Here is a 24,123-nt window from a genome sequence, read left to right as displayed (position 1 = left end):
CGTACGCGGCCTCCCGCGCCGTCAGATGCCGGGACGTCAGCCGCCGCCGCGCCGCGTCCCCTGCCGTATGCAGCCAGGCGATGGACACCACCGCGAGGGTGAGCCGCCGCGCGAGGTGGAACACGCGCAGCGGCACCTGCGGGTCGAGCGTGATCCGGCGGCCCGCGCCGCTGCGGAACGGCGACGGGGGAAGGGCGCGCGGGTGTGTGAGGGCGTGCGGCGGTGTGGGGGCGCGCGGGGGTGCGTCAGCGGTCGACATCGGGCGGCAGCAGGAACGGATAGGGCCGGCGCAGCAGCCGGTGCCCGAGGCGGTCGACCTTGCGGAGCCGCTGGATGAAGGCCCACGACCGGGCGTCGGCCCGGTAGTAGTCGGCGACCTCCTGCTCGGTGAGGGGCACGTCGAGGCGTGCTTCGGCCTGTGCGAGGAAGCCCGGTATCAGGTGGCCGAGGCGTTCCTTGTGCAGATTGCCGAGGAAGTCGAGGACCACGCCGCGCGTCGAGTAGAACTTGTCGAAGATCGACTTGGCCGTGGCGACGCGGACGATGTCCCGCAGCAGCCAGGGGAGCGAGGCGAAGAACAGCCGTACGTCCAGCAGCTCACGCCCGGCGGCGTCCCGCATCAGGGGGGAGGTCACATCGATGTAGAGCAGTTCGCCGTCGATGTCGACCCAGTTGGAGGCCTGGGCGTCCAGCCCGAGGGTGGGGGAGACGGCACCCTCCACCTGGTCCAGGAAGCGGGAGAAGAAGTCGGCGGCCCAGGCCTCGCTCTCGCTGTGCAGGAGGTTGGAGCACAGCCGCTTGCGCGGCAGCGTCTCCTGGACGCAGTAGCCGACGATCCCGCCGCCGGGCCGCGGCTGGTGCCACAGCTCGGTCTCCGCGACCCGGACGCCCCCCTCCCGCAGTCGCCGCAGATAGGTCCGCAGGGTCTGCTCGTAGTTGAGGAGGCGGGCACGGTCGGGGAAGACCGGAAGCCGCTTGCAGGCGAAGGAGCCGCTTCGGGCCTCCAGCTCCAGTACGAGGGTCACCTCGCCGTGGCCCAGCAAGGTCAGCCCGGTGTCGTCCGAGGTCCGGAGCGCTGTTTGCACCCGGTCCTCCAGTGAACTGAGATCGCGGTCAGGGACGGTGAACGTCATGGGGGCGCCACCTTTTTCTCGTCAGGTGTGGCATCAGCTGCCGGGCGTGAAGATCAGGACCGCGTTCTGGCCGCCGAACCCGAACGAATTGCTCATGGCGACCTCGATCTTCTCCTCGCGTGGTTCGCCGGTCACGATGTCCAGTTCGAGGGCGGGGTCCTGCCGTTCGAGGTTGGCCGTGGGCGGGATGGTGGACCGCTCGACGGCGAGCACCGTCAAGGCGGCCTCGATCGCTCCGGCGGCGCCCAGGGTGTGCCCGAGCACGCCCTTGGTCGAGGTGACCGCGGCGCCGTCACCGGTCAGCCGGCGCAGCATCCGGGCCTCGACGGCGTCGTTGAGCGGGGTCGAGGTGCCGTGCGCGTTGACGTGCCGGATGTCTCCCGCACCGACGCCCGCCTGGGTCAGGGCGGCGTTCACGGCCCGTAGGACGCTGGCACCCTCCGGCTCGGGCGCGGTGATGTGGTGGGCGTCGGCCGAAGCGCCGTAGCCGGCCAGCCGCGCCCGGACCCGGGCGCCGCGGGCTGCCGCGTCCTCCTCGCGCTCCAGGACGAGGATGCCGCTGCCCTCGCCGATCACGAATCCGTCGCGGTCCTGGTCGAAGGGGCGCGAGGCGGCCGTCGGCTCCCCCACCCGCTTCGAGAGCGCGCCCATCTGGTGGAAGCCGGTGACCATCAGCGGCGTCACGTTGGCTTCCGTACCGCCTGCGAGCACGACATCGCACGAGCCGTCGCGCAGCAGGCTCGCCGCGGTGCCGATGGCCGTACCCCCGGAGGCGCAGGCCGTCGCGGTGACGAAGTTCGGGCCGGTGGCCCGCAGATCGATCGCCAGGTGCCCGGCGACCATGTTGGGCACCAGCATCGGCAGCAGGAGGGCCGAGACGGAGTCCGGGCCCTTCTCCAGCAGGCGGCGGTGCTGGGTCTCCATGGTCTGGATGCCGCCGAGTCCACAGCCGACCACGACGCCGACGCGGGCTCCGTCCCAGGTATCCGGGTCGAGGCCGCAGTCGGCGACGGCCTCCCGCGCGGCCACGATGGCGAGCTGGATGAAGCGGTCGTGCATCAGCGGGCTGCGCCTGCCGACGTGCCGTGCCGGGTCCAGTCCGGGTACCGCGCACGAGATGTCGACGGGAAGCCCGTCCAGCCGGGGGTCCCTGGCCGCCGCCGACCGGCCGCTGCAGACCCCCTCCCAGGTCTTCTCCGCCCCGATGCCGGCCGCCGTGATCAGGCCCAGCCCGGTGACGGCGATGGACGAGGGGGCTGTCACTGGGCCGTGGCCTTGGTCCGGTCCTCCAGCAGCGCCGCCACATGCCCGATGGTGTCGGTCAGCGTGGCGGCGTCGTCGTCGAGTTTCACATCGAATTCGGACTGGATCACCAGCAGGAACTCGACGAGGAAGAGGGAGTCCATCTTGAGTTCTTCGAAAGTGGCGTCCGGGGTGATCTTCCCCCGGTCCACGGCGAAGTGATCGACGAGTATGTCAACCAGTTTCTCGTACATACCGCTCATGACTGTGATCTTCCCTTCTCCGGAACAGACCGACCGACTCGTCCCGTCGACGCGTCCCGTATTCGCGGTACCGCACCGGTACCCCACCGCGTGAAAGCGCTGCAAGGCGTTGCGGCCACTATGCGGGCGCCGGCTGACCGTGCGCTGACCGATGCCTGACGGCCGCGGGGGTCAGCAATCGGTCAGCGTGCGGTCAGCCGGGCCCCATACGTTGCGAGCGACCGGAGCCCATGGGCTGTCATCCACGGGGAGGAGCACGCGGTGGTTTTCTGCCGTCGTCGTCTTACGTCTCGGCCACGTCAAGCGCCTCGCCGGGAGGTTCACATCGAAAGCCGTCCAGCGGACAGCGCCCGATGACCCGCGCGGCCGTACTGGCCGGCCTCGGGGGCTGCCTGCCGCCCAGGCTGGTCACCAACGAGGAACTCGCCGCGCGGCTGGACAGCTCGGACGAATGGGTGCGGTCCCGGACCGGGATCAGACAGCGGTACATGGCCGAGGCGGGCGTGCTCACTTCGGACCTCGCCGTCGGGGCCGGCTCCAGGGCGCTGAAATCCTCCGGCGATCCGCATGTCGACGCCCTCGTCGTGGCCACCACCACCCCGGACCGCCCGTGCCCGGCGACGGCTCCGACCGTGGCCAGCAAGCTGGGGCTGGGCCACGCCGCGGCGTGGGACGTCTCGGCCGTGTGCACCGGCTTCCTCTACGCACTCGCCTCCGGCGCCGGCCTCATCGCGGCCGGCGGCGCCGAACGCGTATTGGTGATCGGCGCCGAGACCTTCTCCCGGATCCTCAACCCCGCCGACCGCTCCACCTCGGTGATCTTCGGTGACGGAGCCGGCGCCGTGGTGCTGCGCGCGGGGGATCCGGATGAGGCCGGCGCGCTCGGCCCGTTCGACCTGGGCAGCGACGGCGAAGGGGTGGAACTGATCACCGTACCGGCCGGCGGCCCTCCTCCCGACGGCATGGATCAGGGGCCGGCGCCCGAGGACTACTACTTCACCATGCAGGGCAAGAAGGTCTTCTGGCTCGCGGTCCAGCGGATGGGCCAGAGCGCGCAGACGGTGCTGGACCGCACCGGCTGGCGGGTCGAGGACGTGGACCACCTCGTCGCCCACCAGGCGAATCACCGCATCACCCGGCGGCTGGCCGACGAGATCGGGCTTCCGCGTGAGCGGGCCGTCAGCAATATCGCCGAGGTCGGCAACACCGCCGCGGCCTCCATTCCGCTGGCACTCGCCCACGCCCATGCCGCGGGTGCGCTGACGCCCGGCGACCGTGTGCTGCTGACCGCCTTCGGCGGCGGCCTGACGTGGGGCGCGACGACGCTCACCTGGCCCGCCGTCGAACGGAGCTGACCGCACGGACCGTGAGCGGCGCTGCCGGACAGGCACGCCACGGCGACCGAACCGAGGACGGCAATGACACCTCAGAAACTCATCAGCGACTACATCGTCGATGTCTGGATGGACGGCGACGCCGAGAGTCTGGAACCGGACACCCCGCTCACCGAACTCAACATCATCGACTCGATGGGAATCTTCGATCTCGTCGGATTCCTGCAGCGCGAATTCTCCATGACCGTGCCCATGCAGGAGGTGACGCTGAAGAACTTCCGTTCCGTACGCACAATCTCCGCACTGGTCGTCCGGTTGCGCCAGGACGAGGGAGGAAATGCCGCATGACGGAGACCGGTGAAAAACACCCCGACCTCGCGCTCCTGCACAAACAAGTGGTGGAAATCGTCGCGGAGCGCACTCTGTACGACGAGTCCCATCTCCTGCCCGACAGCCACTTCGAGGCGGACCTGGGCATCGATTCGGTCATTCTGGAGTCGATCCTCGCCTCGCTCCAGGAGCGCTTCGGCATCGGCAGGCTGAACGGCCAGGTGGCCACCCTGCGGGAACTCGTCGACGCCGTCGCCGCCGAGCTGGGCCGCGAGGGCGGGGCAGCCTGGGCGGACGGGCCGGACACCGTCCTGTCGGCGCTCGTCTCCGCCGCGCTGCGCCAGACGCAGTACCGGCGCGACCAACTCGGTCCCGACACCCATCTGGAACGGGACCTGGGCATCGACTCCGTGATCCTGACCTCCGTCGTGGCGGAGGTCGCGCAGACGTTCGGAGCGCCGGAGACGGTGCCCGGCACCGGCGAGGCCACCACCTTGCGGGAGCTGGCGGACCTGTTGAGCGCGGCGTGGTCGCACAGCGAGCCTGCCACCGCCGCGCCCGCACCTGAGCCGGGAACAGCGCGTCAGGAGGACCGCCCGGCCCCGCAGGCGGGCGAGGGGCGCCAGGCACCACCGTCCAGCGCCGAGGACGGCTGGGACAGCCGCTCGATGAAGGACTTCGTGGAGCAGCGCGACCCCGACCTGTTCGCCAAGGCCCGCAGCTTCGGCGCCTACCGGCGCGGGCGGGAGGAGGACCGGCTCTACTGGTACGGCATGCCGCTGCACTCCCGCTGCGAGAACCGTGCGGTCATCTTCGACGAACTGGCGGGCCGCAAGCGCGAGTTCCTGATGTTCGCCTCGAACAACTACCTCGGCCTCGCCAACCACCCCAAGGTGATCGAGGCCGTGTGCGACGCGACCCGCAGCTACGGCGCCACCCACACCGGATCCCGCTTCATCGGCGGGACCAACATGCTCCACAAGGAGCTGGAGCGCCGCCTGGCCGCCTTCAAACAGCGGCCCGCCTGCATCGTCTACCCGGGCGGCTACGCCGCCAACCTCGGCTCGATCTCGGCCCTGGTCAAAAGCTACGACACGCTCGTGGTCGACAAGCTCAACCATATGAGCATCGTGGACGGGGCCAAGCTCTCCGGCGGCAGCCGCAGGATCTACCAGCACAACGACATGGCGGATCTCGAACGCGTGCTGCGGCGCGGAGCCGACTCGCCCGGCGGCACCCTCATCGTCGCCGACGGTGTGTTCAGCATGCACGGCGACATCTGCGACCTGCCCGGCATCGTCCGACTGGCCAAGGCGTACGGCGCCCGCGTGATGATCGACGACGCGCATGCGACCGGCGTGCTGGGCGCCCGCGGCTCCGGCACGACCGAGCACTTCAACCTCAAGGGCGAGGTCGACCTCGAACTCGGCACCATGAGCAAGGCACTGGCCGGCATGGGCGGGTTCGTCGTCGGTGACGAGGAGGTCGTCGAGTACCTGCGCTACTACTCCAACTCCTACGTCTTCGCCGCCAACATCCCCGCCGGGGTCGCCGCCGGGCTCATCGCCGCCATCGACGTCATGGAGGCGGAGCCCGAACGGGTCAAGCGCCTGTGGACGAACATCGGCGCCCTCCGCGCACGCCTGCTGGAGGCCGGCTTCGATCTGGAGAACTCCGAGAGCGCCATCCTGCCCATCCGCATCGGCGACGAGCGGCAGGCGATGGAGATGGGCCGCGCCGTGCGGGCCCGCGGGCTGTACTGCCAGACCGTGGTCTTCCCCGGTGTGCCGCTCGGGGACGCCAGGCTGCGGGTGAGCGTGACCTGCGAACACACCCCGGAAGACCTCGAACTGGCCGCCGAGATCTTCCTCGACGCGGCACGTGAGACCGGCGTGCGGCGGGCCGGCCGGTGAGCGCACAGGAGGCAAGGACGATGGACGCACACCCCGCCGTGATCCGGCTGCCCCGCGACCTCCCCCCGGACCACGCCGAACGCCCGGCGTTCGTGGGGGCGGAGACGGTGACGTACGGCGAGTTCACCGGGCGCGTCGACGCGCTCTCCGTCCGGCTGCTCGACCTCGCCGTCCGGCCGGGCGACCGCATCGCCATCTGGATGGACAAGCAGCCCCGCTACGCGGAGGCGATCTTCGCCGCGCTGGAGGTGGGCTGCGCGTATGTGCCGCTCGACGGCGGTCAGCCGAAGCAGCGGGTGCTGACCATCCTTGCCGACGCCGAACCGACCGTCCTGTTCACCGATCCGCGTCATCTGGCCGCGTTGGACGACGGTCCACTGCCCTCTTCCCTCACGATGATCGTCGTCGACGGCGACGACCCGCCCGCCACGGCCTGCGGGCTGCCCGTCCGCTCCTGGACGGACTTCGCGGGGGTCGCCCCCGGCCGGATCACGCTGCTGCCCTCGCTGCGAGCGACCGACCTGGCGGCCATCCTCTACACCTCCGGCTCCACAGGCTCCCCCAAAGGCGTGCGGATCTCGCACCGCAACCTCGCCAACTTCGTCGGCTGGGCCCGCCAGGAGCTCGACGTGGGCCCCGACGACGTGTTCGCCAACCACGCCTCGTTCAACTTCGATCTGAGCACCTTCGACCTGTTCACCGCGCTGACCTCCGGTGCCGCCCTGTGGGTCATCGGAGATGCGGCGGCACGGGACGTCTCGGCGCTGGCGGCGGGAATCCGCGAGCACGGCGTCACCGTGTGGTACTCCGTGCCCTCGATCCTGAGCCTGCTCACCGCCTCCGGAGCGCTCACCCCGGAGGGCGCCCGCTCCCTGCGCTATGTGCTGTTCGCGGGCGAGGTCTTTCCCGTACCCCGGCTGCGGGACCTGGTCGAGCTGCTGCCCGAGGACACCGCGCTCTACAACCTCTACGGGCCGACGGAGACCAACGTCTGCACCTTCCACCGGGTGCGCCCGCAGGACCTGCGGCGCGAGACGCCGGTTCCCATCGGCGGGCCGATCACCGGCGCCCGGCTGAACGTCGTCGACGACAACGGAGCCCCGGTGACGGAGCCGGATGTGATCGGCCATCTGATCGTCGAGGGCGACTGTGTGACCCCCGGCTACTGGCGCCGCACCGCGGACCCCGCCACGGCGTACCACTGCGCGGGCAAGCACCCCACCGGCGACCTCGTCAGCTATGAGAGCGACGGCCGGCTCGTCTACCGGGGCCGCGAGGACCGCATGGTCAAGCTCTCCGGCTACCGGATCGAGCTCGGCGAGATCGAGGCGGCCGTGCAGCAGCACCCGGACATCGCCGACGCGGCGGTGCTCCTCACCGGGGAGGGGCAGCAGGCGCGGCTGGCCCTCTACTACACGCTGCACCCAGGAGCCCCCAGGCCGAGCCTGGTGCGGATCAAGCAGCACTGCGCACGGCGCCTGCCCACCTACATGCTGCCGCACACCGCGACCTGCCTCGACCAGCTGCCGCGCAACGCCAACGGCAAGGCCGACTACCGCCGGCTGGCGCACGGCCCGGCCCAGTCCACCGCGGCGCCCACCGGCGCGGCTCGATAGTGACGGAGACGAACGACTGTGACTCCAGGCCCGATCGAGACGCATTGGCAAGGAGCGGAACCGGCGACCGTCGCCGGGCTGCTGCGGCGGCGCTTCGAGCTGGCGCCGCACGCGGTCGCCTACCGCTTCCTCTCCGACACCACCGGCACCAGCACCTCGTGGGACCACGCCGAACTGGACCGGCGCGCCCGCGCGGTCGCCGTCCACCTCCAGCGCGCGCAACTGAGCGGCCGTCCGGTGCTGCTGCTCCACCCGCCGGGGCTCGACTACATCGCCGCGTTCTTCGGATGCCTGTACGCCGGAGCCGTCGCCGTCCCCGCCTACCCGCCGCAGAACGCCAAGTTCGGGCAGACGATGCAGCGCCTGGCCGCCATCGCCCGTGACTCGGGTGCCACCCACGCCCTCACCACCCGCAGCATCCGCAAGGCCGCGCACGGCGAGCGCGCCGAGCTGGCGAGCCTCGGGCTCGACCGGCTGTGCTGGCTGACCGAGGACGAACTGGGCCCGGCCGAGGCAGCGGAATGGGAGGACCCCGGCACGACGGGCGACTCGCTCGTCTTCCTCCAGTACACCTCCGGGTCGACCTCGGCGCCGAAGGGCGTCATGGTCAGCAACGGCAATCTCGTGAGCAACCTGCGCTCCTCCCATCTGCGACTCGAACTCGACGCCGGGTCGGGGATGGTCTCCTGGCTGCCGCCCTACCACGACATGGGCCTCATCGGAGGGCTGCTCACCCCGCTCTACGGGGGCTTCACCTCCCACCTCATGGCGCCGATGACCTTCGTGCAGCGGCCGCTGCTGTGGCTGGAGACCCTCTCCAGCACCCGCGCCTCGACGAGCGTCGCCCCCAACTTCGGCTTCGAGCAGTGCCTTCGGCGCGTCACCCCCCAGGAGCGCGACGCCCTGGACCTGAGCCACTGGCGGCTGGCACTCAACGGGGCCGAGCCGGTGCGTGCCGACACCCTGGAGCGCTTCGCCGACTACTTCGCGCCGGCCGGCTTCGAGCGCCGCGCCCTGCTGCCCTGCTACGGACTTGCCGAGGCTACCCTCATGGCCACCGGCATCGGCCCCCACGAGCAACCCGTCGTGCACACCGTCGACGCCGAGGCGCTGGCGGCCGGAGCGGTCCGGGACGCCGGCCCCGGGACCGCCCGCGTCACCCGCGTCGTCGGCTGCGGCCCCGCGGTCCCCGACACCCAGGTGGCGGTCGTCGACCCGGCGACCCGGCAGCGCACCGGCGAGGAGCACATCGGAGAAGTCTGGCTGTCGGGGCCGAACGTGGCCCTCGGCTACTGGAACCGCCCCGATCTGACGGCCGAGACGTTCGACGTCCACCTCGACGGCGACCCCGGCACCGGCTGGCTGCGCACCGGCGATCTGGGATACCGGCGGGACGGTCAGCTCTTCCTCGTCGGGCGCACCAAGGACGTCGTCATCGTCCAGGGCCGCAACTTCTACCCGCACGACATCGAACTGACCGCCGAGAAGGCCACCGAGGCCGTACGCCCGGACAACGGGGCCGCCTTCGGCGTGCCCACACCCGAGGGGGAACAGCTCGCGCTCGTCTACGAGATCGGCCGGGGCACGGACGAACCCGCGGCGGTGCTGGCCCGGTTGCGTACCGCGCTCGCCGAGGAGCACCAGGTCTCCCCGCACACCCTCGCGCTGGTGCGGCACTCCTCCGTGTCCAAGACCACCAGCGGCAAGATCCAGCGCCAGGGCACCCGGCGCGACTTCCTCGACCTGAACATGACGGTGGTGGCCGCCAGCGTCGCCCGCGAGGTGGAGACTACGGGGCGCAGCGGCCCGGTCCCCGCCGCGCCCCGTTCCGCTCCGTCCGCCGAGGAACGCCGCGCCCAGGTGACCGCCGTCGTCACCGAGGCGCTGTCGCAGGCGTGCGGCCCCGCCCTGGCGGAGGAACCCGGACAGCGCGGCTTCGCCGCACTCGGCCTCGACTACCCCCGGCTGCTGGAGCTGGTGGCCGCCGTCGAGCAACGGCTCGGCGTCCGAATAGCGGTCGGTGACCTGCTGGTCCGCCCGGACGCCGACACGCTCGTCGAACTGCTGGACGGCGAACTGGCCGCCGCCGGACACGACAGCGCGGAGCCGGGAGCGGCCACCGGGCCGTCCACCGCGAGCCCCACCGCGAGTTCCACCGGGGCGGAGCCGAGCAGCGTCGAGCTGGAAGCCTGGCTGACCGAGCGGGTCGCCCGCCGGCTCGGACTGCCCGCCGCGGTCGTCGACCCCACCCGGACCTTCGCCTCCCTCGGCCTCGACTCGAAGCAGGCCGTGGCCGTCGTGGGCGAGCTCGGCGACCGGCTCGGGCGCAGGCTGCCCACCGGGGCCGTCTTCGACCATCCGACCATCCGCCAGGTCGCCACCCGCTTCGGCGCGCGCGGCCGAGCGGCGACCGCGGCCGACGCCGCGGCCCACGCCGCCGCCCGCACCGCGGGCCGGACCGCAGCGCCCCCCGCCGCCGACGAGCCGATCGCGATCATAGGGATAGGCTGCCGCTTCCCCGGCGCCCCGGACGTCGAAAGCTACTGGCGGCTCCTCCTCGACGGCCGGGACGCGGTGGGCGAGGTGCCCCGCGAGCGGTGGGACCCGTACCAGGCGCGGACCCCGGAGCAGGGCGGCTTCCTGGACCGGGTGGACGAGTTCGACGCCCGCTTCTTCGGGATCTCCGCCCGCGAGGCGCTCCGGATGGACCCGCAGCAGCGGCTGCTGCTGGAAACCGCCTGGCAGACCTTCGAGGACGCGGGGATCGCGCCCGCCGGGCTGGCGGGCAGTGACACGGCCGTCGTGGTGGGGATGAGCAGCCAGGACTACGGGCAGCTCCAGCTCGCGCACCCGGGCAGCGCGGACGTCTACGCGGCGACCGGCAACGCACCGTCCGTGGCGGCCAACCGGCTCTCCTACTTCTTCGACCTGCACGGGCCCAGCCTCGTGGTGGACACGGCCTGTTCCTCGTCGCTCGCCGGGATCCACATGGCCTGCACGAGTCTGCGCGGCGGCGAGAGCCGTCTCGCACTGGCCGGGGGAGTCAATCTGCTGCTCACCCCCGGCCTGTCGGCGGCACTGGCCGACGGGGAGATGCTCTCTCCCGGCGGTCGCTGCCGCACGTTCGACGACGCTGCCGACGGCTATGTACGCGGCGAGGGCGTCGGCCTGGTCTGCCTCAAGCCGCTCTCGGCCGCGCTGGCCGACGGCGACCGGGTCTACGCCACGATCACCGGCTCGGCCCTCGCGCACGGCGGGCGCGGCAACAGCCTGACCGCGCCGCGCGGTTCGGCCCAGCGCTCCGTCATCACCAGAGCGCTCGCCCAGGCCGGGGTCGAGCCCGGGCAGATCGACTATGTCGAGGCGCACGGCACCGGAACCCCGCTGGGGGACCCCGTCGAGTGGGAGGCCCTCGCGGCGGTGTACGGCCAGGAGCGTCCCGCCGAGGAGCCCTGCCTCGTCGGGTCGGTCAAGACCAACATCGGGCACCTGGAGGCGGCGGCGGGAGTCGCCGGGCTCATCAAGGCGGCGCTGGTGGTCGGCCACCGGGAGGTGCCGCCCCTGCTCCACCTGGAGAAGCCGAACCGGCACCTGGACTGGGACGGCTCCGGTCTGCACGTGCCGACCGGACGCCGCGCGCTGGCAGCCGGCACCACGGCACGGGCCGGTGTCAGCTCCTTCGGCTTCGGCGGCACCAACGTCCATCTGATTGTCGAGGCACCGCCCGCAGCCGTACCGGAGGAACAGCCGGTGACCACTCCTCGTCCCGCACACACCCTGTGCCTGTCCGCCCACACCCCCACCGCCCTCACCGCGCTCGCCCATCGCTACCGCACCCATGTGGCCGCCCACCAGGACGTGTCGCCGGCCGCGCTGTGCCACGCGGCGAACACCGGCCGCACCCAGCTGCCCCACCGCGCCGCGCTCACCTTCACCACAACCGAGGAACTCGACGCCGCCCTCGCCGCGCTGGCACGGGAGGAACGGTCGATGGCCGTCACCCGGGGCAGCACCGTGGAGGGACCCGCGCCCACGACGGCCTTCCTCTTCAGCGGCCAGGGGACGCAGTACGCCGGCATGGGCAGGGAGTTGTACGCGGCGCACAGCGCGTTCGCCGACACCCTGGACCGCGCCGAGGAGGTGGCGCGCCCGCTGCTGGGCACCTCGCTGCTCGATCTCCTCTTCGACGAGGATGGGGACGAGCGGCTGCGCAGCACGCGGTACTGCCAGCCCGCGATGGTGGCGTTCTCGGCCGCCCTCGCCGAACTGTGGACGGCGCTCGGTGTGCGCCCGGCCGCGGTCCTCGGACACAGCGTCGGCGCCATCCCGGCGGCCTGTGTGGCCGGGGTGCTGTCCCTGGAGGACGCGCTCCTGCTCGCCGCCGAGCGGGGCAGGCACATGGACGAGCAGCCCGGTGAGGGACGGATGATCGCCTGCGTCGGCGAGGCCGACACCGTGATGGAGATATCCGCCGACTTCCCGTCGGTGGCGGTCGCCGCCGTCAACACCGACCGGCATCTGGTCCTCTCCGGGCCGGCGGCGGACATCCACGAGGCACGGGAAGCACTCGAGGCACGGCGGATCGAGGTGCGCCCGCTCGCCGTCTCGCACGCCTTCCACTCCGGGCTGATGGACGCGGCAGCGGCCCCGCTGCGCAAGAGCCTGGACGACATCGACTTCGGTCAGCCGGGCATCCCCTGGATCTCCGACACCACCGGGGAACGCGTCGAGAGGGTGGACGCCGACTACTGGGTGCGGCACATGCTCGGTACCGTCCGGTTCGCCGACGGGTTCGCGACCCTGCGACGGCTGGGGTGTGACGCGTTCGTCGAGATCGGACCGCACCCCACGCTCCTGTCCGCCGGCCGGGCCATGACGCAGGAGAGGGAGGGGGCGCACGGACGGCCCCTGTGGCTGCCGTCCGTACGCAGGAGAGCCGGTGAATGGGCCACGCTCCTCGGCTCGCTCGGCCGGCTGCACTGTGCCGGCGGTGACGTCGACTGGCGTGCGCTCGACCGGGACGACCCGCCGAGGCGGGTTCCTGTCCCGCACACGGTCTTCGAGCGCGAGTCCTACTGGTTCACACCGCCCGCGGCTCCGTCGACATCCGGTGCGGGGGACCCCTCCACCGGCTCCCACGGCACCGTGGACGGCCTGCCGGGCGGGGGCGCGCCGCCGCTCCCGTCCGCCACGCCCTTCCCGGCGACCTCGGACTCGCCCCACCCCCTGCCGACCCGGCCCGGCACCGACGCGCCGGCTGCTGTCGGCGAGATCGTGCTGGAGAGTGTCGCCCGGGTCTGCGGTTTCCCCGCCGAGCAGATTCCCGCGTACGCCAGGCTCGGCACGGACCTGGGGCTGGACTCGCTGATGCGTACCGATCTGCAGCGCCGGATCTCGGCCTGCTTCCCGCTGGAGGCGGAGCGGCTGCGGCACGATCTGCCGGACGACCCCACCGTGCGGGATGTGACCGACCTGCTCACCGAGGCCGGGGCGGGCCAGCAGACGGGCGCGCAGCTGCCGGTGGCCCACCAGGCCGCCGTCGCCCCGCCGCCGTCGGCTCCGCCGCAGTCGGCGCCCGGGCTGCCGACCGCCGCACCGGCGCCCGCGGTGAAGCCGGAGTACTCCATCGAGGAGTGGCCGGAGTACGCGGAACTGCAGGACCGCCTGCGGCAGACCGTCGCACACGGCGACAACCCCTACGGCCGTACCCACGAGGGGTTCAACTCCGGGGTCGTCACCGTCAACGGCCGCAAGGCCGTCAACTTCGCCGCGTTCAACTACCTCGCCCTCTCCCACCACCCGCGGGTACGTCAGGCGGCCAAGGAGGCGATCGACACCTACGGCACCTCCAGCTCGGCGACGCCGCTGCTGTTCGGTGAGACGCCCCTGCACCACGAGCTCGATGCCGAGGTGGCCTCCTTCCTGGGCACCGAGGCCGCCATCGTCTTCGCCGGGGGCCATGCCACCAACGTCGCCACCGTCGGGCACCTGTTCGGCCCGGAGGACCTCATCGTCCACGACGAGTGGAGCCACGACAGCACGGTGCGGGGCTGCATCCTCTCCGGCGCGCAGCGCAGGCCCTTCCCGCACAACGACTGGGAAGCCCTCGACCGGATCCTCGCCGCGGGCCGCTCCCGCTACCGCAGGGCGCTGGTCGTCATCGAGGGCGCCTACAGCCAGGACGGCGACATTCCGGAGCTGCCACGCTTCATCGAGGTCAAGCAGCGGCACGGCGCGATGCTGATGATCGACGAGGCGCACTCCCTCGGCGTGCTCGGTCGCACGGGCCGCGGCATCGGCGAGCACTTCCCCGTCGCACGCGCCGATGTGGACCTGTGGATGGGCACCCTGAGCAAGGCGATCGGCAGTCTCGGCGGCTTCATCGCCGCCCGGCACCCGATCATCGAGTACCTCAAGTTCACCGCCCCCCTGCACATCTTCAGCACGGGCATCTCACCGGCCAACACGGCGGCGGCCCTGGAGGCGTTCCGGGTCATCCGGGACGAGCCGGAGCGCGTGGGACGACTGCAGCAACTCGCCGAGTTCTTCCGGACCCGGGCCAGGGAGCGCGGCCTCGACATCGGGGTCTCGCGTGCGTCGGCCGTCATCCCGGTCATCGTCGGCGACTGGAACAAGACCATGGCGCTGTCCAACTCGCTGCTGGAGCAGGGCGTCAACGTCATGCCCATCGGCTATCCCGCCGTGGCGCGCGACGCGTGCCGACTGCGCTTCTTCATCAACGCCGACCACAGCGAAGCCGACCTCGAACAGTCCCTCGACCTTCTGGTGTGATCATGGCTACCCAAGACAATGACCTCAGTGCGGCCGCGGCGAGCCACGGGCCCCGGGACGGCACGGCCGACGTGCTGGTCACCGGCGCCAGTGGTTTCATCGGCGGCCACCTCACCCGGCGGCTGGCCGAACTCGGCCACCGCGTCCGTGTCCTCGTACGGCCCGGCAGCGACCGCTCCGGGTTCGGGGACGCGGCGGACGAGATCGAGACCGGAGACCTGGACGATCCGGACAGCCTGTGCCGGGCCGCCAAGGGCGTCACCCACATCTACAACTGTGCGGGCATGTCGGCGGACTGGGGGCCCTGGGAGGACTTCCAGCGGGCGAACGTCCACGGCGCCCGGCGGCTCGTCGAAGCCGCCCACCAGGCGGGCACCGTGGCCCGGGTCCTGCACGTCAGCACCACCGATGTCTACGGCTACCCCAAGCAGCCCTGCGACGAGGCAGCCGGCTGCAAGGACATCGGGCTGCCCTACAACCGCAGCAAGCTGCTCGGTGAGCGCGCCGTGCGCAACGCCGCGGCCGAGACCGGGGTACCGGTCACCATCGTGCGGCCGGTGTCGGTGTACGGGCCCCGCAGCAAGGACTTCGTGATCGAGATCGGCAACCTCCTGCTGCAGAAGCAGATGCTCTACATCCGGGGCGGCCAGGTTCCGGCCGGTCTGCTCTACGTCGACAACGCCGTCGACGCCATGATCGCCGCCGCCACGTCCGAGGAGACGGTCGGCAAGGTCTACAACCTGCGCGACCCCGAGCTGACGACCTGGCGCCAGTACGTGGAAGCGCTCGCCGCGGGAATGGGAGTCAAGCCACCGTGGCTCAACCTGCCGGCTCCCGTCGCCACCGCCGTCGCCACCCTCTCGGAGAAGCTCTACGGCGCACTGAAGATCTCCTCCCGCCCGATCCTGACCCGGCACACCGTCCACCTGTTCGACCGCGATCAGTCCTACGGCATCAGGCGGGCGCAGCATGACTTCGGGTTCAAGAGCACGGTCGACTTCGAGGAGGGTATGCGCCGCACCGTCGCATGGCTGGACTCCGACGAGGGGCGCGCACATGTTTCCCGTTGAGACCACCTCCCGGACGGCCGGCTGGTTCCCCGGTCCGGCCGCCGGCGATGCCGGGGCGCGGCCGCTGGTGTGCATTCCGTACGCGGGCGGCACCGCCTCCGTCTACCGGGGCTGGCAGGAGCGGCTGGGAGCGGACATCCACGTCGTCCCCGCCCAACTCCCGGGCCGCGGCCGGCGCCTGCGCGAGCCGCCCCACACGGCGCTCGAACCACTCGTCACGGCGCTGGCCACCGCCCTGGTGGAGGCGGAACTCAGCCACGACTACGCGCTGTTCGGCCACAGCATGGGCGCGCTGCTGGCCTACGAGGTGGCGTGCGAACTGCGCGAGCGAGGTGAGCCGGAACCGTCGCACCTGTTCGTCTCCGGCAGCAGGGCACCCCACCTGTACGGGACGCGCGAAGACCACCTCCTGCCCGACGACGCATTGCGCGAGCTGGTCAGCGACCTGGGCGGTCTCGACCGGGACCGGGCCGTCGACGCCGCCTACTTCGAGCGCAGGCTGCCGGTGCTGCGCGCCGACCTTCGGGTGTGCGAGACGTACCGATGGCGACCACGTGCGCCGCTGCGGTGCCCGATGACGGCCTTCTCCGCCTCCCGGGACGCCCTCGCCTCCGCGCCGCAGACGGAGGCGTGGCGTGCGTACACCTCCGGGTCCTTCCTGCGCCGTCACCTGGACGGCGGCCACTTCTTCCTGAACGGCGGCCCCTCCCGGGACCGACTGCTGCGGCAGCTGCGCGACGAGCTCGACCACGTGCGCACAGGACCGGACGCCGGACCTCAGCCCGTCAACGCGCGAAGGAACGCACCATGGACCTCTTGAGTCTCGCCACCACCGTTCGCAGCCGCGTCGAGGAGCCCGTCACCGACCTGCTGCAGATACTGAAAGTGCTGAGCAATCCGCGACTGCCGGTGCTGCTCGCGCTCTCCAAGGGGCTGATCGAGCCGACGTACCGGCTGGCCTTCCTGGCGTCCGCCTCCAACTCGGGGGTGCTGCGCTGTCTGGCGGCGCGGCCGTGCGACCTGGAGTCGCTGGCCGACAGGCTCCAGATCGGCCCGGCCGAGAAGGACCGGCTCCGTGCCTGGCTCGACATGGGCGTCAAGCTCGGTGACTTCGGTACGGGCGAGGGCTGCTACCGGCTCAGCAGCTTCACGGCGAAGTTCCTGGCCCAGCCGGGCAACGACGCGGTCGCCGCCGCGCTGGAGGAAGTGATCCGCTTCCATGTGCCGGCACTGCTGCACGGGCCGAACATGCTGCGCGTCGGCGAGCGCTTCTCGCTGGACGACCAGGACGGCGCGGTCATCGCCCGCTCCACCCGGGTCGTCGAGTCCTTCGTGGAGGCGGCCGTCGACCGCAACCTGGAGCGCTCCCGGCCGGTGCGGCTGCTGGAGGTCGGCTGCGGCAGCGGGACGTACGTACGCCACGCCGCCCGGCTCAACCCCAGGCTCTCGGCGCTCGCCATCGACATGCAGAAGAACGTCGCCGACCAGGCCGCCTCGAACATGGCCGAGTGGGGGCTCACGGACCGGGTCGAGACCCGGCAGGGCGACCTGCGCACCTTGGACCTGGAGCCGCAGTTCGACCTGGTCACGATGCACAACAACATCTACTACTTCCCGCAGGACGACCGGGTCGAGACTCTGCGCCGGGCGCGCCGGCTGCTCGCGCCCGGCGGCAAACTCCTGCTGACCACCTCCTGCCAGGGCGGCAACACCGGCCTGGAAGCGCTCAACCTGTGGTTCCACTTCTCCGACTTCGGCGGTCCGCTGCCACGGGAGGGCGAACTGGTGGAGCAGTTGGAGGAGGCCGGGTTCACCGATGTCGAGGCCACCCAGGTCATCCCGGGTGAGCAGTTCCGCGCCTGCACGGGCACCAACGCACAGCTCGCGCTGGACTGAGCGGTCAGGAGACCTCACCATGACAACGCACGCAACCGACACCCCGGTCACCGGGGAGTACGCCGACCAGGTCGTCCTCCTCGGCGCGGGACCGCAGCCCGACCCGGCCGTCCTCGGCGGGAAGGCCGCCCGGATCGGCGAGATGCTGGCTGACGGACTGCCGGTACCGCCCGCCTTCTGCCTCACCACCGAACTCTTCGCCGCGTATCTGAGCGAGACCGGCCTGGCGTCCGAACTGCGCGGCACCGACAGCCGCTCCGCGCGGGAGCGGGTGCTGGCCACCGGGATACCGCCCGCCATCGCGGAGGCGATCATCGCCGGATACACCCGGTTGGGGCGCCCCCGGGTGGCCGTGCGCTCCTCCGCCCTGCGCGAGGACTCCGCGGGCCAGTCGTTCGCCGGCCAGCACGACACGATCCTGGACGTGTCCGGCGACGCGGATCTGCTGGACGCCGTACGCACTTGCTGGGCCTCCCTGTGGTCGGACCGCGCCACCGCCTACCGCGACGACGACAGCGCGCCCGGCGCCATCGCGGTGGTGGTGCAGGAGATGGTCCACGCGGACGTGAGCGGTGTCGCCTTCACGGTCGACCCCGTCAGCGCCCGCCCGCACCGCATCGTCGTCGAGGCGTGCCAGGGCCTGGGGGAGGGGCTGGTCTCCGGCCGGGTGTCCAGCGACTACTTCGTGCTCGACGACCGCACCCTCGAGGTCGTCGAGGAGCGGGTCCGGCACAAGGTGACCAAGTGCGCCCCGCTGGCGCCCGGGAAGATCGGGATGACCAGGGTCGAGGCCGCGGCCCGCAATGTGCCCTGTCTGTCGCGGGAGCAGCTGGCCGAACTCTCCCGGCATGCCCTGCGGCTGCGCAGCAGGTACGGCGCGGAGCAGGACATCGAGTGGGGGATGCGCGACGGTGCGCTCTGGTTCTTCCAGACGCGGCCCATCACCACCCGCCCCGCCGCCGGGTCCGGCGACCGTCCGGGGGGCGCCCGCAGTCCGTATGTCACCCCGCAGAAGGACGCGATCGAGCAGGGCACCCTGTGGTCGCGGATGGACATCGGAGAGATCTTCGTCGGGCTGATGACCCCGCTGGGGCTGAGCTTCGCCCGGTACTACCAGCAGCATGTGCACCTGGACTGCACCTCGGCCCTCGGCGCCCGGGTCACCGGCGACCCCGATCTGCCGATGGGCTATGTGCAAGGGCACGTCTACCTCAACATCTCCTACAGCGCCTATGTGATGGCGCAGTGTCTGCCCACCCGGGACCAGTGGCGCTTCACCAGCCGGTTCGTCAGCGAGGAGGTGGACCTGACCGGGTACGAGAACCCCTTCGGCCGGTTCCCCGGCGGCCTCACCGACGCCCTGTCGATCGCCTTCTGGCTCCGCACCACGGCCAACGAGCTGACGGACATGAAGGCCCGGGCCGAGCGGATGTCCTCCTCCCGCGCCTATGAGTTCGACCGCGACAGGGCTTTGGACCTGACCCGGATGGGCCGCAGCGAACTGGACATGGAGCTCAAGCGCCGCCTCGGGTACTTCCACGACATGCATGTGGGCTACATGCCCTACTACATCCACGCGTTCGGCTTCTACGCGGTGCTGGCGGAGCTGTGCAAGCAGTGGCTCGGCGACGAGGGCGTCAACCTGCAGAACCGCGTGAAGACCGACATGTCCAACCTGCGCACAGTGGAGTCGGCCAAGGAGATCTGGTCCGTGGCCCAGGCGGCCAAGGACCGGCCGCGGGTGCTGGAACTCATCGAGGAACTGCCGCTGGACGGCATCGAGGAAGCCCTCCGCGCGGACGAAGAGGGCCGCGAGTTCTGGCAGGAGCAGATGGAGCCCTTCCTGCGCGCCCACGGCACCCGCGGGCCGCAGGAGATGGAGATCACCCACCCCCGGTGGATCGACGACCCGTCGTACGTCTTCCAGATGATCCGGCGCTACGCCGCGGACGGGTTCTCCATCGACGACATCCTCCGGCGCAGCGGCGGCCGGCAGGACGCCTCGCACACGGTGCTGAAGCAACTGCCGCTGCCCAAACGGCGGGCCGTGGAGGCGGCCATCTCGATGTACCGGACCTACAGCGAGCTTCGCGAGGTCACCCGGATGTCGATGATCACCTCGATCTGGCTGGTGCGCAACGTGGTCTACGAAGTGGGCCGGCGCCTGCTGGAGGCCGGGGTGCTGCACTCCATGGACGAGGTGGCGTACCTCGACTTCGAGGACATCCGCGCCTATCTGGCCGGTGAGCTGTCCGAGGCGGAGGCGTTCGACCGGGCCAAGATCGACGGAGCCCGGCGGCTGCACGAATACCACAAGCGGCTGCCGGAGCCGCCGCTCACCTTCGTGGGCGAGCACGACCCGGCTTCCGCCGTGCGGCCCGTCCCCGACGGGGAGCACCTGGAGGGGCTCGGTTCCAGCCCCGGCCGCGTGGTGGGCCGGGCCCGGGTCGTCGAGGACCTCGTCTGGCAGGCCGACGAGTTCCAGGCCGGGGAAATCCTGATCACCCGCTACACCGACGCGACATGGACCCCGCTTTTCGCCATCGCGGGAGGCGTCGTCACCGACATCGGATCGATGCTCTCGCACAGTTCGATCGTGGCGCGGGAATTCAATGTGCCGTCCGTCGTGAACACCAAGTTCGCGACGCAGGTCATCCACACCGGGGACCTGATCGTGGTCGACGGGGACGCCGGCACGGTCGAGGTCGTCGAGAACTCCTGACCGGACGGCGGCGGCGCAACGGGCCGGTGCCGCGGGTCAGGAAAGCCCGCCGGTGCTCGGCGGGAAACTCGAAAGAGAGAGGGACTGCATGATTCCCGATATGTGGTATCCCGTGGCTATATCCGGGGATGTCACCGACAAGAAACCGAAAGGCATCCGCCGTCTCGGTGAGGAGCTGGTGCTCTGGCGCGACCTCGACGGGAACGTGGTCTGCCAGGGAGCTCGGTGCCCGCACAAGGGAGCCTGGCTCGGTGACGGCCGGATGAAGGGCAATGCGATCGAATGCCCTTACCACGGTTTCCTGTTCAACCCCGAGGGCAAGTGCACCCTGACTCCCGCGATGGGCAGGGACGCCCGGATTCCGGGATCGTTGAAGGTGCCGGTCTATCCGGTCCGGGAGAAGCACGGTCTGATCTGGGTGTGGTGGGGCGACGACCGGCCGGAGAGTGAACTCCCGGAGATCATCGCGCCCCGCGAGATCAAGGAGAACGACCGGGTCTACGACACCATCTCGTGGAACAAGCCGGTGCACTACACGCGGTACATCGAAAGCGTCCAAGAGTTCTACCACGTGACGTATGTGCACCGGGATCACTGGCTGAACTGGCTGGACTTCATGTTCCTCTACGGAACGAAGAAGAAGTTCGGGCTGGACGGCAAGGAGAACTACCTCAAAGCCACCATGATCCACAACCACCACGTGGAGACGGACGACGACGGGATGACCTTCCGCTACTCGTTCGACCACGGGGAGGAGGACAACCCCGAGCGGAGCATCCACTACGTCATCACCTTCTCGTTCCCGTGCATGGTGCACGTGGAGACCGAGGCGTTCGCGACGACGTCGTGGTTCTCACCCATCGACGACGACCACACCGAACACATCTTCCGCGTCTACGAGTTCCCCCAGCTCAAGCCGATCCTGCGGCATGAGAAGCTGCGGCGGGCCATGTCGACGCTCCAGTGCTACCTGGAGAAGTACGTCCAGGACCCGCAGGACTACAAGATCATGGCGCGTCAGGAGCCCAGGATCAGCGGCGGTGGGGTCAACAAGTTCATCCCCGTGGACGAGATGAACGCCAAGTTCATCAAGACCCGCGCCAGGCTGCTGAGGGAGGCCAGGGAGCGCCGCGAGGGCGTGGTCGGCGCAGGGGAGCTGTCCGACGGCATGGTCGGCGACCTGGACATGGCCACCGACGAGGCCGGCTCCGGGCAGCCGGCCCAGCGCCCGGCCGAGGCCAAGCGCCGTACCCCCGCCCGCTCCAACGGCCGCTCCCGGAACGGCGCGCACGCCAACGGCAATGCCAATGGCAGCGGCAATGCCAACGGGAACGGCAGCGCCAACGGCAACGGCAACGGCCGGGCCAAAGGCAACGGCGAGGCGGTCCCCGCCGCCGAGGAGGTGGAAGGCTGGTCCGAGGACCGCGCGGCGGCGCGGTCCTGACGCGGCGGCGTCCCGGACGAAGACGCATGGTACGGCCCGGTTCGGTACGGGATCGGGGCCCGCGGCGCGGCGGTGGCGACCGTCGCGCCGCGGCGCCCACGCACGACCAGACCACAGGGACAGCGACCACTCAGTGAGGAGAGCGCATGCCACAGGACGAGGAGCTGCCCGTTTCGCCGAGCGGCCGCGGCCCGCGAACCGAGCGGGAGACGAGAGGCAAGAACGCGTCCGGAGCGGGCGAACAGGCCTCGCTGCTGGCCGACGTGTTCAAGGAGCTCCTTGCCCACGGCATGGAGCTCTACGGGCGACTGTCCTCCGACGAAGGCGCCGTCGACGACTTCGGGTTCGACCCCGCACTGGTCGACGAGGCGCTGCTGCCCGCCCTCCGCCCGCTGTACGAGAAGTACTTCCGGGTCGAGGTCTCCGGTCTGGAGCACATACCGGCGGACGGCGCCGCCCTGGTGGTGGCCAACCACAGCGGCACACTCCCGCTGGACGCGCTCATGCTGCAGCTGGCCATCCGCGACCACCACACGGCACACCGCAACCTGCGCCTGCTCGCGGCGGACCTGGCCTTTTCCTATCCCGTGGTCCGGGACCTCGTCCGCAAGCTGGGGCACGTCCGCGCCTGCCCCGAGAACGCGATGCGGCTGCTCGGGACCGGCGCGCTCGTGGGCGTCATGCCGGAGGGCTACCGGGGGCTGGGCAAGCCCTTCGAGGACCGCTACCGCCTGCAGCGTTTCGGACGCGGAGGTTTCGCCGCCGCCGCGCTGCGCACCGGGTGCCCGATGGTGCCCTGCTCGATCGTCGGGGCCGAGGAGATCTACCCGATGATCGGCGAGTCCCGCACCCTGGCACGTATGCTGCGCCTGCCGTATTTCCCCATCACGCCCACTTTCCCCTTGCTCGGCGCGCTGGGACTGGTGCCCATGCCGACGAAATGGACCATCCGTTTTCACGCCCCGGTGGGCACCGACACATTTCCGGCGGACGCGGCGGACGACGCCCGGGTCGTGGAAAAGCTCGCCGGCGAGGTCAAGGACACCATCCAGCACGCGCTCAACGAAACACTCGAACGGCGTGACTCGCTGTTCTTCTGACGCTCTGCGCACAAGTGAGGGGCGGGTCGGCCGGTGACGGTGCCACCGGGGGCTCGCCCCTCACCTGTACGGCAGCCCGCCGGGGACGGAGTGCGCCGAGCCCGCCGACCGGTCGCTGACGCTTCGCTGAAAGCCGGCTGACGGGGCGCTGACGGCGGAGCCGGGGCCCGGAGCGAACTCTTGTACGCCCACGCTCCGGTGCACAGAATCGTGGCCATGAGAAATTTCTCGGGGCTGGACGAATTGGTCTCAGCGAAAGGCGAACACCTCGGCTACAGCGAATGGTTCGACCTCACTGAGGAGCGGGTGGAAAAGTTCGCGGCAGCCGCGGGGTTCTCCACCCAGGAGCCCGGATTCCGCAGGGCCGCGGAGGGTTCTGCCGTGAGCACTGTCCACCCCGGCTGTCTGACGCTCGGCCTGCTGCCGTCGATGATGCGGGCCGTCTTCACCGTCGAACGGGCCCGGAGCGGGGTGAACTTCGGGCTGGAGAAGGTGCGCTTCCCCTGCCCGGTCGAGGTCGGGGCCCGTGTCCGCGGCGGTGCCGAGCTCTCCGGCGCCCAGGGGGTGCCCGGCGGCTGGCTGGTCTCCGTTCGGATGACGGTCCAGATCGAGAACGAGCGGCGCCCGGCCTGCGTGGCGGACACCGTGTCGCTGTTCCTCGTATGAGGCCGTTCGCCGGGGTCGGGCAAGGGCCGGGGTGGGGCTGGAGGAGGAGAGGGTGTCGCCGTGGCGCGGTCCGCCCTGGGCGGGCGGACCGCACCGCCACCTCAGTGGGCCGACCCGGCAGGGGCCAGCCGCAGGACAGGCACCCGCTCGGCGACCTCGTGGAAGTCGGCCTTCGAGCCGTCGACCCAGTAGCCGTAGAGCCGGGGCAGCATCCGCTTGGCCACGGCCCGGTGACGCCAGAAGTATCCCGTCATGATCTCCGTCGCCTCTTCGGCGGGGAGCGGTTCGGCGGTCACCTGCTTGGTCCGGCCGTCGACCTCGACGGTCGTGCGGGGACGCCGCAGCAGGTTGCGGTACCAGTCGGCGCCCGGCCCCCAGCCGGAGGCGATCAGATAGCTGTCGTCGCGTTCCTCGTGCCGGATCACCTCCACCACCGTCTGGTAGCGCTTGCCGGTGACCCGCCCCCAGTGGTTGACCATGAGCAGGCGGTCACCGAACAGCCGGCCGAGGCCGAGCCGGTAGAAGTGAACCGGCAGTTTGAGCATTTTCCGGGTCAGACCCGTCGGATGGTCCACCTCTTTGATGACCTGCATCGTCACTTC

At 70.9% G+C, this 24,123-nt stretch carries 16 protein-coding genes and 1 pseudogene; 12 read left to right on the top strand and 5 right to left on the bottom strand.

All coding sequences use genetic code 11. The features are described 5' to 3' along the window. The 4 genes and pseudogenes from KBY19_RS26465 to KBY19_RS26450 all read right to left on the bottom strand — a co-directional run. Positions 1-259: pseudogene (locus KBY19_RS26465) on the bottom strand (hypothetical protein); the annotation flags it as partial. After that, entirely contained in the window at positions 246-1,133 is an 888-nt protein-coding gene (locus KBY19_RS26460; RefSeq protein WP_099878146.1) for a DUF6206 family protein, read from the bottom strand. The pseudogene KBY19_RS26465 and the gene KBY19_RS26460, both read right to left, overlap by 14 nt. A 33-nt stretch (positions 1,134-1,166) precedes the next feature. Further along, positions 1,167-2,396, bottom strand: coding sequence for a beta-ketoacyl synthase (locus tag KBY19_RS26455; protein ID WP_099878143.1), 1,230 nt, complete (start codon positions 2,394-2,396; stop codon positions 1,167-1,169). Continuing rightward, a complete protein-coding gene (locus tag KBY19_RS26450; protein WP_099878140.1) occupies positions 2,393-2,638 on the bottom strand; it encodes an acyl carrier protein in 246 nt (81 codons plus the stop codon). Before KBY19_RS26450 ends, KBY19_RS26455 begins: the two co-directional genes overlap by 4 nt. 353 nt (positions 2,639-2,991) lie before the next feature. On the opposite strand from KBY19_RS26450, the gene KBY19_RS26445 reads away from it, so the two are divergent. From KBY19_RS26445 to KBY19_RS26390, 12 genes are all read left to right on the top strand, one after another. Then, on the top strand, positions 2,992-3,993 hold the full coding sequence (locus tag KBY19_RS26445) for a beta-ketoacyl-ACP synthase III (RefSeq protein ID WP_185016192.1): 1,002 nt from the start codon (positions 2,992-2,994) through the stop codon (positions 3,991-3,993). Between the two features lie 63 nt (positions 3,994-4,056). Further along, positions 4,057-4,320, top strand: coding sequence for an acyl carrier protein (locus KBY19_RS26440; RefSeq protein ID WP_099878134.1), 264 nt, complete (start codon positions 4,057-4,059; stop codon positions 4,318-4,320). Continuing rightward, on the top strand, positions 4,317-6,215 hold the full coding sequence (locus KBY19_RS26435) for an aminotransferase class I/II-fold pyridoxal phosphate-dependent enzyme (protein ID WP_210966842.1): 1,899 nt from the start codon (positions 4,317-4,319) through the stop codon (positions 6,213-6,215). The genes KBY19_RS26440 and KBY19_RS26435 overlap by 4 nt, the downstream gene beginning before the upstream one ends. A gap of 20 nt (positions 6,216-6,235) precedes the next feature. Further along, positions 6,236-7,831, top strand: coding sequence for a D-alanine--poly(phosphoribitol) ligase (locus KBY19_RS26430; RefSeq protein WP_185016191.1), 1,596 nt, complete (start codon positions 6,236-6,238; stop codon positions 7,829-7,831). Positions 7,832-7,849: 18 nt separating this feature from the next. Then, the gene (locus tag KBY19_RS26425; RefSeq protein WP_210966841.1) at positions 7,850-14,623 is read left to right on the top strand and encodes a type I polyketide synthase; all 6,774 of its coding nucleotides are present in this window, start codon (positions 7,850-7,852) and stop codon (positions 14,621-14,623) included. Positions 14,624-14,625: 2 nt separating this feature from the next. Next, the gene (locus KBY19_RS26420) at positions 14,626-15,693 is read left to right on the top strand and encodes an NAD(P)-dependent oxidoreductase (protein WP_210966840.1); all 1,068 of its coding nucleotides are present in this window, start codon (positions 14,626-14,628) and stop codon (positions 15,691-15,693) included. Beyond that, positions 15,680-16,513: a thioesterase II family protein gene (locus KBY19_RS26415; RefSeq protein WP_099878120.1), complete on the top strand. Its 834-nt coding sequence runs from the start codon at positions 15,680-15,682 to the stop codon at positions 16,511-16,513. The genes KBY19_RS26420 and KBY19_RS26415 overlap by 14 nt, the downstream gene beginning before the upstream one ends. Continuing rightward, positions 16,501-17,589 carry a cyclopropane-fatty-acyl-phospholipid synthase family protein gene (locus KBY19_RS26410; RefSeq protein ID WP_099878118.1) on the top strand — a complete coding sequence of 363 codons (1,089 nt, stop codon included), beginning with the start codon at positions 16,501-16,503 and terminating at the stop codon, positions 17,587-17,589. The genes KBY19_RS26415 and KBY19_RS26410 overlap by 13 nt, the downstream gene beginning before the upstream one ends. 19 nt (positions 17,590-17,608) lie before the next feature. Continuing rightward, the gene (locus tag KBY19_RS26405; protein WP_210966839.1) at positions 17,609-20,311 is read left to right on the top strand and encodes a PEP/pyruvate-binding domain-containing protein; all 2,703 of its coding nucleotides are present in this window, start codon (positions 17,609-17,611) and stop codon (positions 20,309-20,311) included. 100 nt (positions 20,312-20,411) lie between these two features. Then, entirely contained in the window at positions 20,412-21,755 is a 1,344-nt protein-coding gene (locus KBY19_RS26400; RefSeq protein WP_099878114.1) for an aromatic ring-hydroxylating dioxygenase subunit alpha, read from the top strand. A 146-nt stretch (positions 21,756-21,901) separates the two neighbouring features. Then, the gene (locus KBY19_RS26395) at positions 21,902-22,855 is read left to right on the top strand and encodes a lysophospholipid acyltransferase family protein (protein ID WP_210966838.1); all 954 of its coding nucleotides are present in this window, start codon (positions 21,902-21,904) and stop codon (positions 22,853-22,855) included. Between the two features lie 216 nt (positions 22,856-23,071). Further along, positions 23,072-23,521, top strand: coding sequence for a MaoC/PaaZ C-terminal domain-containing protein (locus tag KBY19_RS26390; RefSeq protein ID WP_099886286.1), 450 nt, complete (start codon positions 23,072-23,074; stop codon positions 23,519-23,521). A gap of 101 nt (positions 23,522-23,622) precedes the next feature. On the opposite strand, the gene KBY19_RS26385 is transcribed toward KBY19_RS26390, so the two are convergent. Continuing rightward, complete coding sequence (locus tag KBY19_RS26385) at positions 23,623-24,114, bottom strand: nitroreductase family deazaflavin-dependent oxidoreductase (protein ID WP_099886285.1); 492 nt, start codon at positions 24,112-24,114, stop codon at positions 23,623-23,625. Between the last annotated feature and the right edge of the window lie 9 nt (positions 24,115-24,123).

It is taken from the genome of Streptomyces sp. B15 (assembly GCF_018070605.1).
GTDB lineage: Bacteria > Actinomycetota > Actinomycetes > Streptomycetales > Streptomycetaceae > Streptomyces > Streptomyces smyrnaeus.
This window is presented reverse-complemented; position numbering and strand designations above follow the sequence as displayed.